This is a genomic window from Staphylococcus sp. 191, assembly GCF_011174885.1.
Taxonomy (GTDB): Bacteria; Bacillota; Bacilli; order Staphylococcales; family Staphylococcaceae; genus Staphylococcus; species Staphylococcus coagulans.
The window spans coordinates 18,437-33,370 of the sequence record NZ_PNRJ01000003.1; the positions used below are offsets into that span (position 1 = coordinate 18,437).

Here is a 14,934-nt window from a genome sequence, read left to right on the forward strand (position 1 = left end):
TTCCTCCTCTAATCATTTGTCATTGTTGCTTGGAGCAGGGTAACGGTATTCAAATATCTCTGTTCTGCTCCGAGTGTGAATCGGTATACATCCTTAAAATTCGTGAATCGCTTTGTTAAAATAACTATCGGCGCTTTCACCAATGCCTTCTAGTAAAGCAGGATGGGGTTGAATGACATCTGACAATTCATTTACTGTTCCTTCTGACGCCATGACACCGAGAATTTCGCCAATTAAATCGGTCGCATGAGGCCCTGCAATAAATGCACCTAATAGTTCTTGATATTGCGTGTCAATGACCAACTTGACGAAACCTTCTGCCTCACCTTTAATCAGCGCTTTCGCATTACCTTGAAACTTCGACGTAGTGACCTTTACTGTATAGCCACGTTCTTGAGCTTGAGCTTCAGATAACCCTACCGAAGCCGCTTCTAATCTTGTATAAATGCATCGTGCCACTTGGTCTTCATTCACTGGATGAGGTTGTTGACCGGCAAGATGTTCTGCCACATAAACGCCTTGTGCACTCGCGACGTGAGCCAACTGATACCCAGGAATCAAATCACCAATCGCATAAAGATGTTTGACACTCGTTTGAAAATGTTCATCCACTTGAATCCATTGCTCTTCGCGTTTTAAATTCAATGCTTCCGCAAGTGCTACATTCGGTTTACGACCTGTTGCGACAAGTAATTGATCGAAATGGATGGCCTCATCTGAAGCCAAATGAATTTTATCTTTTGTGACTTTTTCAATCTCTGCTTGTGTGATGATACGAATGCCTTGGTTTTCGAGATGGGCTTTTAATAAAGTGCGCACTTCGTCAATTTCAGTGAGTAAGATATCTTTTGCCACTTCAACAATCGTCACTTCGACACCTAGATCAGCCATTGATGACGCTAGTTCAGTCGCAATGACACCACCACCTATGACAACGAGTGATTTCGGTAATTTTTTCATATCAAAAAAAGTATCTGTCGTATCAAAATCCACTTTATCCAATCCTTGAATCGGTGGAATAAACGGACGACTTCCAGTAGCTAACACAATATCTTTCGCTTTAAGTGTGTCACCATTCACTTCTACATGAAGATCTTTATGAAGTTGCGCTTCTCCTTCTATATAAGTGACTTTATTTTTCTTCAGTAATTGTTTGACACCCCCTGTTAACGTTTGGACGACTTGGCTTTTTCTAGAAGTGAGTTGTTTCACATCTAGCGAGAGGTCAGATGACTGAATGCCCCACGCGCGTGCAGTTTGAATATCGTGTACCTTTGTCCCATGTTCAAGTAATGTCTTAGACGGGATACAACCGACGTTCAAACACGTACCACCAGCATTAAACTTTTCAATAATGGCCACTTGCTTGCCTAATTGCGCAGCCCGTATCGCCGTCACATAACCACCTGGCCCAGCACCGATTACAATCAAATCATAAGTTGTGCGCATAACGATCCCCCTTTACTTATTGAATACTTCACTGCGAAGTATTTGCTTATATTTAACATAGAAGCAAGAAAAACAATTAATTGTAAGCGCTTTCTTGTTTCTTTATTCTTATTCTACGCCTCATTATTTGAATATTCAACTAATTTAAATCTATATCTTTTAATTAATTTATATAAGAGGAATATCAAACGATAGAATAAGACGCACTTTATACAGTTGAACTTTATAAAGTGTTACTATATAATTTAACTATACAGTTCGACGATATAGTTAAAAGGAGTGACAACATGAAACGCTATCCGCTAGTGCCTCTATCTGAAACGATGCATTATATTCTTTTAGCCGTCAGAACACCCATTCATGGCTATAAAATCATGCAAATCGTCAAAGAAAAAAGTGAGGGAGAAGTCAATATCGCAGCAGGGACATTGTATGGCGCACTTGAAAACTTAAAAAAGCACCAATACATTGAATTAATCAGCCCACCGAAAGAGCGAAAAAAAGTTTATCAAATTACTGAATTAGGCGAACATATTTTAGCAATAGAAAACAAAAGATTATTAAGATTGGCCGAAATCTACAAAAAAGGAAGTGAGAAGCATGAGGAAGTTTAAAATCTTTATGAATCCTATTAAAGAAGAAGCATGGATTAATGCACAACTAGAGAAGGGTTATCAATTAATATCGCATAGCTCATGGGGGCTCACCTGCGCTAGGCTTGTCTTAATGATTGGCATCTCAGACTCGCTTGCCTAGGGGCCTCGTCTCAACTAACCACCGCTTGATTGTACTGTTACATAGTTGAAGCGTTGGTGGATTTTCGACTTCGGCTAATCCCTCAGGCGTCTCGTTTAGATTGACAATCATGAGACTGAGCCTATGTTGTATGGGCGGCTGTTCGTGATTGAATACGATACACATCCCTTTTTAACAATGATGAAAAGTCATAGGTACTGATTTTTGTCTCCTGTGTAATGCAATTCCAATCTATATCACAATTGATTAAAAGCGGCATACTTCAACATTCCCTTCTTTATTTTAATAAGTGATAAACCAACATCCCAGTATCATTCAAGCAATCAATACTGGCAAAAAGAAAAAGAAGGTCAGGATGTTTTATTTTCTGACATCACATCACAAATCCATTATTTCAAACGACTACAGACCTTTTATTTGTCTATATTGCTTCCTTTTTTCTTTATCCTATTTTTCTACTTAAAAAGTGGCATATTCCATTTATTTTTAACACCTGGTTTGTTTGACATGCCTTTTGACCTGATGTGGAAAGCAATATTATTTGAACTGCCATTTGCGCTACTTAGACTCCTTCCACTTTTAGTCTTGATTTATATTGGGTACCTCATCATTAAAAACAGCATCAAAATCAAAGCCATGGAAAAGCTTATATCATAAAAGAAACGGGGCAGAAATCGATTTATTTTCTGTCCCGCTCTTTCTTTATTCATTCTTCTACTTTTAAACAGTTTTATCAAAGTTCATCATATTTTCTATTACTATTTCTACTCAAAGACACTGGATATTTTTGTACATTCTTTTCAATTTTTTGTTCAATAATTTCTGAGATATCAAAATTTAAGTTATCAGCTAACATAAAGCAGTAGATTAATACATCTGCTAATTCTTCCGCTAACCTTACTTGTTTATTTTTAATCACTTCTTCTGAACTTTTCCACTGAAATAGCTCTAATAATTCAGCAGATTCTAATGTTATTGATAATGCTAAGTCTTTTTCATTATGAAATTGTCTCCAATTTCGTTCATCTCTAAACTGGTTTATTTGCTTAACAATTTGGTTTATTTCATTCATAATTTTCACCCTTTTGAAGCTTTTTGTAGTGCCTCTCTAAGTTCATCATCTACAGCGTATATATAAAGGCCATTTATACCTCGTGTCATTAATACGTTCAGTTCGTTTTTTAGCAAAGTTTCTGCAAAGTTTTGTTTTGATTTATCGGATAAAGTTCTATTTTGTACTGCTTTACTATTCTTACTAGCATTTTTATCAAATATTATTTTTCCATTTCTATACTTTACAGATGGTCCTATAATTACACCAGCATAGTTTAAATCAATTCCTTGAATAGTAAAGGTGGAACCAACTTCATCTATAGTATTTGTTCTTTCAACCCATGGTAATTTATTTTCACCTTTAATTGGTTTTATTTGCTTATTCCAAGGCATAGACCAGTTTCCTATTTCAACCCGCCAATAATCTCCATCATCAGGCTTTTTATTACTGTTGAATTTCCAATCAAAGCTAGCTATAATCCTAGAGATACCTGACTCAGTGTATTCTGCTTTTTCTCTTATCGCTTGTTCTAAAGATAAAGGGTCATTAAATATTTTAATTTCATACCCTTTCCTATCATGGGGAATGGGATCAACAACCTGATTATCAACCATATTTCTAATCCAGTTTACAGTTTCAATACTGCTATTTATACGGAGTTGGTTTTTTAATTGAATTAAATTGTCATTATCTTCGACACTGGATATTAGTTGATCTAATGAATCATATTCCCATACTTGCTCACGAGATAGAATTTGCTTTCTGTCAAACACGGTGACGACAACTTTAGCTCTATCCAACAAATCTTTCAAATGTCCTTCTCCCTTGTATGACATCTTCCCTTGAGTTAATAACAAATGTGCTTCATCTACAATAACTACATCAACCTTTTCACTTGGTTCTTGATTCAAGATAAAACTAGTAGGCTTATTTATAATTTTGCCATTTTTACTTGTTAAGCCTAATTTATCAGCGATACGAGTATAAATCATAACGTGTTCATCGTGATTGACTAAAAGATGCACATTAAGCGGAGATGTGTAGTTATCTCCTTCAAGTCCATACTTTTTAAGTTCATAAAACAATGTGCTCATAAGCACGGTTTTACCAGAACCCGCTTCACCTTCCACCATAATTAATTGACCTTCTTTTTTCTCAAAGATTATAGACTTTATTTTAGAAATTATCTCTTCCTTAGCAGCTATTTGTTCATCTGTTAACTTATGAAAAGGAGAGGCTTTAAAAATAGCTGAGTCTCTAATTTTGTTTTCGATTGGAAATAGATCTTTATTTTTCTTATGTAATGCGCGCCATACATCCGTAAAAATTTCATCTAATTTATCTGAGGTAAAATATTCATTTTGTTGATTCGTTCGACTATTGAACAGAGTATCAACCTTATCTACACTTGATAAATATTGCATAAGGCGGTTTTCAATATCTAAAGTAAGTGACTTATTAAAATAAGTATGACCAATGATATACATACTAGATGTGTTGGATATAGAAAAATCATTCCAATAAGGCTTATATTTGGAATCTTCTTTTAAATGTTGTTTTGTTCGATTTTGTATGTTCGCTGTTTCACCAACATAAACATTATAGTTATCTTCCTGGTTCTTATCATTAATAATATATACGGTCGGGTATCTTAATAAATATTTAGAATCTTTACTTATAGACCAATTGCTCGTCATATTTTGAAGGTTTTCAATATTATAGCCGATATGTTCAATCTTACGTTTTTGAGTCATTGTAATCACCTATGTCTCTACTGGTAAAATTATTTAACGTTTGATAAGAATTATTGGAATTTGAAATAAAAAACTACACTAACCTCTAATATTTCACTTATCCATTCTTCGTTAATTATACATTATTTAAATTTATGTGGTAAAATCTAATCTTTTTCTTAATTTTTGTTCTACATTCTTCAAAGCCCTTAAAAACATATCTACTCCATTTCAGAATAAAACTGGCTTTAATTTTTAAGATTGTGCTATAAAAACATTCTACTTCCTAACTCAAAATGAATAATTTAGTATAAATTCTATAAAAAAAGCAACCTACGATAGAATCGTAAAGTTGCTTAATATAAGAAATAGCTGTGTCTTGTTTATCATTCACTAACAAGTTGTTATCATTTCCTAATACCATATTCTAGTTTTTACATGTGCGCATAATGATATTTCACCAAATCAAAGAATTGATGCATATCATATCCCCATCTTGCATAATACGCTATCGGGTCAACGTGTGTCGTACCGCCCCAATATTTTCGAACGGCATTGTGACTAATGACAGAACCCACGCCCTCTTGATCATCAGCGAGTGTGGGTGTTAAATGATTTCGTTTTAACATATACGCTGCGAGCCACGCTTGGTTATTGACCGATCTTGCAAAATCATCAAAAGTATACATTCTGACAACTTCGATTTGGTAAAAATACGGATTGGCTTGTTTGCCTGCTCCCCAAACGTAATATTGTGATGGCGCAGTGAGATGAATTTCTTGATTGTCTACAAAGGCATGTACAAATGCTCTTTCATACGTAGTGTACATTCGATCGACCCATTGTTGAAGTGTCCGATTATCTTCACCCACTTCGTGAATCACCACTCCGATATAGGTTCCATATCGATATGGTAAATGGGGCAAAGTATTCATTCTTGGGTCTTTTACAATTTTTGAATGCGGAAGATGATGTTCTATTATATATTGATTAACATTGGGGTAATAAAAGGGAGGTAATGTGCGATTCTGTTGATCTTGATGCGCAGCTTCAGTTGCAGGTGCATTGTTTTCAGTCGAATTTTGACTTGGGCTATCCTTCTCATCATGATTCATTAACATCATTGTTGGGGCCGCTTGAGCAACGGTTGAAGAAGGTAACGGTCTGGAAAATAAACTTCTGGCATAAGTCGTAGGGGTAAAAACCATTGGCATGAGCAACAATGTGAGAGACGTCGATAACACAGAAAACATTTTCAGCATAAATACCACTCCTTCATATTATTTTTTAATAATTAATAAATCATATAACTTATTTATATTAATTATATTACGATAAAACAATATAAAGTCAAGTGTTTAATGATTATAAAAGTGTAATTTTTATGTGTATTCATCTATGCGTAATCGTTTAATTTAAAGATGCTAAAATACGATTTAAAGCGATTTCCAATTGTTCGACACTCTTTTTCACTTTTTTGATTTCGCCATGTACTTTAGCATCTGTGAAGATATTATCCCACCAAACATCATACAGTTGATCTTTTTCACTATTTGAAATCGCTAATACTAAATCCTCATCCATATCTTTAAGCATGGGGACTGTATTTTGCAATTGCGTTTGTAATTGCGATAGATGCGTATTCATTTTTTTAATCTTTCTTCTTTTGAAATAGCTATGGATTGAACTATTTCCTAACATATCAAAACCACTCCAAATACGGACGTCCTTGATTAACTTTTTTACTTTTTGTACCTCTACCAATGCGTCCTTCACTGCATTCTTTACTTCCACAACTTCATGTTGTTTCATATGAAACACCCTTTCTTATCTGCTATCTTTCTACAATTCACTATTAATCAAATCATATAATAATCCACTTTATTTTGACAATAAGCAGTCACACTTCACACTGTTATTAAAAAGTGCAAAATGTGACCGCTTCAACATTTGAAATGATTGAAGTTGTGTCAATGGTCGTTGCGCGCTGACCTACATAAAGATGATTATTTCAGTAATGTCGCAACATCGACTTCAATCAGTGGCGTTTGTGTACAGGGCGCTACTTGGCAAAGTTGAATCATCAAAGTATCTTTAATCTGTGTTTGAAATGCGACAGGTTGTCCGTGAAAATATAGGGGTTCTAATACATTATTTGTCACAACACCTTCTGATAGACCTTTGCCTGTCAGCTTGGCATAGGCTTCTTTTTGCGTCCAAATCATATAAAATTGTGTTTCGTTATCAATCCATTGTGATTCTTCATTTGTAAATTGCATTTTCAATCGTTGCCATTCAATCGGGCTGAGATTTTCAATATCTAAGCCAATCTCACTTTGATCAAATGCACAAGCGACATACGTGCCGCTATATGACAAACTGACAAATACCGGTTGTGGTGTGTCAATATAAGGCTTACCATAGGCACCAAATTTAAACTGCCAATCTAAAGGATCAAGTTGATACATCGTTTTTAACCCATAATGCACGAGTAATTCGCCAATACAGTGCTGATTTTCATTACTTTTATAGTGGTGTTTCGTATGATTTCTTTTAAACAGAAATTGTTTATGCGCAAGTTGTTTCGTTATGGCTGTGGTCGTCTTTTCTAAGTTAACAATTAATATCATTACATTTCACCTACTTGAATGTGTCGTTAAGTCTTTGTTGCCAACGGGCTAACCATACTTCTGATAGTTCTGACCAGCTTAAATCCAGTGCGTTCATGACAGACTGTGTAAAATCTTGCGTGATAATGGCAGGTTTCAGCTTATCATCGTGATGCATTAAACCCACCCATGCATAATAACCTGCATCATGTACATATTGATCAAATGTTGCGTCATCCACCACTTTAATTGTGCGATTGGTTAGCTTTTCGAGCATCGATTGCATTGTATATTCATGGTTATTCGTAATATGAAAGATGTTGTACGTGCTTTGTTGGATTTCCGCGAATTGTACAATCATCTGTGCCGCTTCATCAACAAACGAAAATGAAATTGGTGTTTGTGCCACAGATACCCCGATCTTATCGAGTTGAAGTAAGTCATGCATAACGATAGAAAAGCGATTTGTTCGCATATTTTTCATAGTAATGTTGCCATGTCTACTGCTTGTTAAGTTTCCTACACGCATCATTTTCGCCTTTAATCCTTCTCGCATGGCTTGTAATACTTCAAGCTCGGCATAAAATTTACTTCGTGCGTATGGTGACGTAATCTGTTGGTTTTTAAAAATAGCTGTTTCTGAGAATTGCGTGTCTTCTTGCTCTTCAGAAAAGGCACCTGCCACACTGAGTGTAGAAATGTAAATCAGCTGAGCTTGAGCTCGCTTGGCTAAGGCGATTAGCTGTGCTGTACTTTTGACATTAGCTTCATAAAAGTCTTCATCTTCGCCAAAATGGTCTGTTCGCGCCGCCGCATGAATAATCGTGTCGATAGACGTAGCTAACTGTGTGAAATCTTGGTTTGTGTCGCCATATATGATGTCAACGTTGTGCATCATTTTTTCGCACGTCGATGGCTCAAAATAATGATTCAAATTGTCGATTAAACGGTCACGGGCTTGTGATTCGCTTTCTGCCCGAATAAGACAATGTACACGTTGTTGGCGCTCAGTTATTTCATAAAGTAAATAAGCACCTAAAAATCCTGTAGCACCTGTCAGTAACACTGTTCCTAAAGATTGTTGTGACACTTTTGACAAAGGCGTTTGATTGGTCGCAATCATCATTTGCAAGGCGTCTATATTTCCCGGGACATTTAATTGTGTCGATTCGCTTTGATTTAACAACGCACGGATGGTTCTGTATTCATAAATAGCCTGCATCGACGTTTCAATTCTTTTGTTTTTCAGCAACATCACAACTTTCATCGTCGCAAGTGAGTTACCACCGAATTCAAAGAAATCATCATCAATGCCAATCGGGCTCACATTTAATACTTGTTCGAATACATCGATATATTGCTGTTCTTGTTCATTTCGTGGTGGGGTCAACGTACGGACTTGTTGTGAATCCGCAGCAGGTAAAGCTTTCGTATCTAATTTGCCATTAGGTGTTAAAGGCAATTGATCCAATTTGATGAACACCTGTGGCACCATATACTGTGGCAACTGATCTGTGAGTGCACGTCGTATCACATCAGCTTGCTCTGTTTCAGCTACATAATAGCCCACTAAAAATGGATGTGCACGCGTACGATCCACTGTGACCGCACTATCCAAAACACCTGCGATTTGGTTCATTTGATTTGTAATTTCTTCTAATTCAATACGATAGCCATTCAGTTTTTGTTGTTGATCAATGCGACCTAAAAACTCAATCTCACCATTATTTAAATAACGCGCTAAGTCACCCGTGCGATATAATTGTCCATCGCCCCAAGGATGCGGAATAAATGCTTGTGCATTGACTTCAGGACGGTTTAAATAACCTTTTGCTAAACTGTCACCCGCAATACAGAGCTCTCCAGGCACACCCACGCCACATAGTCGTCCTTCAGACATGATATACACTTGTACATTCGGGAGTGGTCGTCCAATTGGGACACGTTGTAATACAGAATTGCCGTCATCCATCCATGCCGTTGTAATCACTGTGGATTCAGTTGGCCCATAGGCATTGACATACATTTCACAATGCGGTCGAACCCTATCAACAAGTTCTGGTGTGCTCACAGAACCTCCTGTCACTAAGCAACGTAAATGATAGTCGTTCATCATCATGCACAGTTGTGCGGGGATTGAAGCAACAGTGACATGTTGTGTACGGAGACAGTATTCTAAAGCAAAAATATCCTTTCTTTCTCGTTCAGAAGCAATCACTAAAGGACATGCATTGAATAATGCACAATAAATCTCCATCACAGACGCATCAAATACAATATTGGCGTATTGTAATAGCACATCTTGAGACGTCAGTTGTATATGTTGAGACCAACCTGTGACTAAGTTCATTACATTACGATGTGTGATTTGTACGCCTTTCGGTTGACCTGTCGTTCCAGATGTATAAATCATATACAATACATCGTTCGCTTCCACATGTTCACTTGATTGAATCACTTGCGCATCATCTTCTCGTATGACACAACTTCTCACATCCGAAGTGGTCACAGTTGTAGAGTGTGATGGCGCATTCGTTAAGATATGTTTCACTTCCGCATCTTTCAAAATAAAGTCAATCCGTGATACCGGATAATCTGGATCAATCGGCACATAAGGACAACCCAGCCATGCCGCAGCAATCATACTTTCAATCATTTCTGGGCCCCTTGTCACGAGAAGCGCCACACGGTCTCCTTTACGACAACCTTGTTCGTACAAATGACGCGCAATAGCTAATGCACGTCGATATAACCTATGCATCGAATGATGTTGGTTGTCAAAAATCATAGCTGTAGCCTCTGGTTTTTGTAGCGCCAACTGTTCAATTCGGCTGCCGACAGTCTCCTGCTCAGGATACGCCATCGGTTGTGGTATCACATGTGTTTCAACCCACTGACGCATGTTGGGTTTCGCAATTGGCAATTGGCCAATGCGTAATAAGTCTTGATCCAATATTGTCTGGATCATCACTGCAAATTGATCACACATATGTTGGATTGTTTCTTTTTGAAACAGATCTGTCCGATATTCAATATTCCAAACAAATTGATGATGCGCTTCTTCAATAATGAAAGACAAATCAAACTTCGCTGTGGTACTTTTCAGTGGTTGATGTGTGAGTCGACTATGGCCAAAATGCGCATGATGCGCTTCATTGTTTTGACGCACAACGATGACATCAAAAAATGGGCGTCGTGATGCATCACGTTGCGCGATTAATTCATCAACTAAGACAGAAAATGGATAGTCTTGGTGCGCATAAGCCGCTAAACTCATCGTTTTCATTTCATCTAAAAATGTCAGCCACGGTTTATTGTGTGTCGGTTGACCTTTGAACACAACACTGTTCGCGAACATCCCTAACATGCGTTCCGTATCTGGATGTGTCCGCGCACTCATCACACTTCCTAACACAATCTCCTCTTGACGACTGTATTGGCTTAATAAAACCATAATGACACTCATAAAAAACATAAAGTCAGTCACATCATGTTGTTGGACATACTGTCTAATTTTGTGGCTTAGCCCTTCATCTAACTGCCATTGATACATATCCCCCTCTGTTGATTTGACGTGAGGTCTTGGATAATCCAGTGGGAGCTCTAGCGTTGGAGATGTTTCTGCTAATAATTGATGCCAATACGCTTGATGGTCTGTCATGTCACGTTGTTTGAGCCATTCACTGTAATCTTTATATTGATGCGTCATCGCAGGCAATGATTTATCTTGATATAGTTGACTCAGCTCATCTAATATGAGGGTCTGACTCATGCCGTCGTTAACACTATGGTGCGTATCCATAAATAAAAAGTCATCTTCTGGTGTTTGAATATAACGTATACGTAAAAGCCGGCCATGTTCTAAATCAAATGGCTGTACCATACGTTCTACCAATACTTGAGGATCGTGCTCATCTAATGTGACGACTTCAAAGTCAGGTGTATAACAGGCTTGAATATATTGATAGACTTGTTGATTTTCCATTCCAAATTGTGTTCTTAAAATTTCATGCCGTTCAATCAATTGGCTCACCGCATGGCGTAATTTCGCAATATCTAGCGGGGCACTTAATTGCCATATAAATGGAACGTTATAAACTGTATCATCCGGGTTCAACTGCCATAAGAAATACATGCCACTTTGCGCCGCACTCGCAGGATACGCCTGCTGATTCGATGTGACGATGGGCATTGCTTCTGAATGTGTTTCGGACACGTCTTCTAAACGCGCTGATAATAAGGCCACCGTTGGATATTTCATCAAATCGCCTACTGTCACGGACTTATGCAATTCACGTTCGATTCGGTTCACGACTAAGGTTGCCTTTAACGAATGTCCTCCTAATTCAAAAAAGTGATCGTGAATGCACACACGTTCAATATGCAACACTTCTTCAAAGATTTGACATAAAACTTGTTCCATTTCATTGCGAGGCGCTACATAATCACTTTGAAGTCGCGTTTCGGGATCAGGTAAGGCTCGCGTATTCAATTTTCCGTTAACAGTCATCGGTATTTGATCAATGCGTTGAAAAGACAACGGCACCATATAACTCGGCATTTGTGCAGAGAGCGTGGGCGTCATCGTATGATTCGAAATTTCTTGTTCTCCTTCATAAAATGCATAGAGCTGTTTATCCCCTTCTATCTCACGTGTCACGACAACCGCTTTATTAACGCCATGGATACGCTCAATGGCACGTTCAATTTCTGCTAACTCGATACGAAATCCTCTTATTTTAACTTGTTTATCTAGTCGTCCTAAATAATCGATTTCACCATCAGGTTGTAAACGAACCAAATCGCCAGTTCGATACAATTTTCCAGTGCCAAACGGATGATCGATAAAACGTGATGCTGTTAATTCGGGGCGATTGAGATACCCTTTCGCTAAACCTACGCCACCGATACATAACTCGCCCGGGACACCGACACCACAGCGCTGTGTTCCTTGTAAAATATACAGATCCGTTTCACGTATAGGCTTTCCAATGGGTATGCGTGCAGGAATGATTTCAGGCATTGCATAGGTCGTTGTAAAGGTTGTACTTTCAGTAGGGCCATAACAATTAATGATTTGAGGATGCTTTGGTCGCTGATGTAGGAGCTGAACCCACTTCCGCGTCAGCGCTTCACCCCCAACTAATAAATAGGAGAGCGGTTCAACTGCTTCAACGTGTGTACTCACAGTCGCATTAAAGAGCGATGCCGTTAGCCACATTGTATTAATCTCATATTTCCGAATCGCTTGTCCGAGCGCTTTTGGATTTAACAATTGATCTTTAGATAAGACGACCAGTTCACCCCCATTTAATAAGGCACCATAGATTTCAAATGTCACCGCATCAAACGCAATGGTTCCAGATAACAGAATTTTTGTCGTTTCATCTAATGTGACATAATCGACTGCTTTAACAAGACGATCGACACTCTGATGCATAATACGTGTACCTTTAGGTTGACCTGTCGTCCCAGACGTATAAATCACATACACATCATCATCACTATGATTAATGACAGGTACTGCAGCATCACTGCCAACCTGCAAATCTTTCAATGACACAGTTGGCACCGTCGTATTCAATTCGACTTGATGTAATACTAATAAAGCCGGTTGCACATCTTCTAATATATATTGAATCCGTGCTTCAGGATAATCCGGATCAATCGGTACATACACAGCGCCAGACTTCACAATACCCAAAACCGCTACAATCATCTCCATACTGCGTTCTGCCATCACCGCGATATAGTCATTAGGCTTCACCCCACGCGCACGTATTTGACGTGCGACTTGGTTCGTCAGCCAATCAAGTTGTGCATACGTTAAGCTGTCGTTTTCAAATCTAACTGCTATTTTGTCGGGATGACGTTGGACTTGTTCGGCAAACAACTCAGGTACCGTCGCAAAAGTCGCAGATTCTGTTCGCAACAATTGTTGTAATAGCGCCTCGTCTTGGTCTGTCGTCATTAACGAAAAGGTGTTCATTGGTACTTCTGAATACGCCACACCTTGAAGACATAAATGACGAATCAAATTTGCATACGTTTCAATTGTTAAATCATCATACTGATTGCGGTTATATAACATCTTTACGACATAGCCGCCCTCGACTTCTTGAACATATACATCGAGCGCTGCTTCGGTCTCCATCGGTTTTAAGCGTTCAGCTTCACAAACTTCACCTGCAATTTCAAATGTATAATGAATAGGTTCTGAATGAATTAACGTTTCAAACGGAAAGCCGGTACGCGCCTCGATTAAATCTGTTAGATGTAGTACCTCTTCATCAACAATCGTGTTCATTCGACTGGAAAGCTGTGTCTTGAACTGTTGATAAGAAAGAGTACGGTCAACATGAAAACAACCCGGTAAAATCCGTATACGTGGCCCAATCGCCTTCCCTTCATCAAATGATGGGGTTCGTGTTGTCGTTAAACCGACATGAACATCATCACTACGCCCAATAAAGTGATTCGCAAGTATGATACCGCTATAAATATCATCAAGATTCACTTCATCATGTTGAATCTTAACCATTTGCCATTGTGTATGGTGTTGATCCGTTAAACTTTGAACAGGCATATAGGCATGATACGTATCTCTTACACCTTGATGACTTTGCCATCGTTGCAGTTGCATCTGAAACGATGGCAATCGGCGTAATTGATGCATTTGTTGAATCAATTCAGTAAAACTTTGGGTCAAAGTGATCGATTGAAAAGGTTTTTCATAATAGTGACTCAATTGACTTAAAAAAATAGGCATTGAAGCCGCATCAAAAATAAGTGGACTCACATTAAATTGGAGTAGTGTACAATCGGTCAAGCAAATGATTTTGAAGGTGAAAAGCGGGGCAGTTGTAGGAAGTGTTGAATCAAATGGATTTTGTTCCAAATCACTTTCAAGGTCTAAATCTGATGAAACACGATCTTCATGAACCACTTCAATAAATGGCGCAAATTGACGAATCTGATATTTCAACTCACCTTCTACATACTTAAAAGAGGCCCTCGGTAATGATTGGGTTTGTACTAACTGTGTCAACGCATATAATAATCGTTGCACTTCCATACTTTTAGGTAAGTGCACCACATACGTATGTGGTGGTATAGATGGGTCTCGATTGAATAAATCTGGCCCATAATGTTGTGTGATCGATGCATTTTCATAAAGCACCATAAAATCCCTTCTTCCTCAGTGATATGAAGCCATAAAATGGATTACATTGGTATCATAAAAACTTTATGTCACATTTACAATTCAAAATAAATAATTTTATATAAATTTAAAGTAAACGAAAAATTAAATTAAAATTCTATACATAACGAT

General features: G+C 37.9%; 9 protein-coding genes. 2 read left to right on the forward strand and 7 right to left on the reverse strand.

What is annotated here, in order from left to right; translation table 11 throughout:
* Positions 1–93: 93 nt before the first annotated feature.
* Positions 94–1,449 carry a dihydrolipoyl dehydrogenase gene (gene lpdA / locus C1H58_RS03285; RefSeq protein ID WP_165545315.1) on the reverse strand — a complete coding sequence of 452 codons (1,356 nt, stop codon included), beginning with the start codon at positions 1,447–1,449 and terminating at the stop codon, positions 94–96.
* 287 nt (positions 1,450–1,736) lie between these two features.
* On the opposite strand from lpdA, the gene C1H58_RS03290 reads away from it, so the two are divergent.
* Positions 1,737–2,063, forward strand: coding sequence for a PadR family transcriptional regulator (locus C1H58_RS03290; RefSeq protein WP_165545316.1), 327 nt, complete (start codon positions 1,737–1,739; stop codon positions 2,061–2,063).
* Entirely contained in the window at positions 2,050–2,205 is a 156-nt protein-coding gene (locus C1H58_RS03295) for a hypothetical protein (protein ID WP_165545317.1), read from the forward strand. The genes C1H58_RS03290 and C1H58_RS03295 overlap by 14 nt, the downstream gene beginning before the upstream one ends.
* A gap of 733 nt (positions 2,206–2,938) precedes the next feature.
* Here the strand turns inward: C1H58_RS03295 and C1H58_RS03300 are convergent.
* The 6 genes from C1H58_RS03300 to ausA form a co-directional block, all read right to left on the reverse strand.
* Positions 2,939–3,277 carry a nucleotide pyrophosphohydrolase gene (locus tag C1H58_RS03300; protein WP_050344994.1) on the reverse strand — a complete coding sequence of 113 codons (339 nt, stop codon included), beginning with the start codon at positions 3,275–3,277 and terminating at the stop codon, positions 2,939–2,941.
* A gap of 5 nt (positions 3,278–3,282) precedes the next feature.
* Entirely contained in the window at positions 3,283–5,013 is a 1,731-nt protein-coding gene (locus tag C1H58_RS03305; protein ID WP_165545318.1) for a DUF2075 domain-containing protein, read from the reverse strand.
* A 413-nt stretch (positions 5,014–5,426) separates the two neighbouring features.
* Entirely contained in the window at positions 5,427–6,254 is an 828-nt protein-coding gene (locus C1H58_RS03310) for a peptidoglycan recognition protein family protein (protein ID WP_165545319.1), read from the reverse strand.
* Positions 6,255–6,402: 148 nt separating this feature from the next.
* On the reverse strand, positions 6,403–6,804 hold the full coding sequence (locus C1H58_RS03315; RefSeq protein ID WP_060829207.1) for a hypothetical protein: 402 nt from the start codon (positions 6,802–6,804) through the stop codon (positions 6,403–6,405).
* Between the two features lie 194 nt (positions 6,805–6,998).
* Positions 6,999–7,622 (reverse strand): aureusimine biosynthesis 4'-phosphopantetheinyl transferase AusB, encoded by a 624-nt coding sequence (gene ausB, locus C1H58_RS03320; protein WP_165545320.1) that lies wholly within the window; start codon positions 7,620–7,622, stop codon positions 6,999–7,001.
* Positions 7,623–7,632: 10 nt separating this feature from the next.
* Entirely contained in the window at positions 7,633–14,784 is a 7,152-nt protein-coding gene (gene ausA / locus C1H58_RS03325) for an aureusimine non-ribosomal peptide synthetase AusA (RefSeq protein ID WP_165545321.1), read from the reverse strand.
* Between the last annotated feature and the right edge of the window lie 150 nt (positions 14,785–14,934).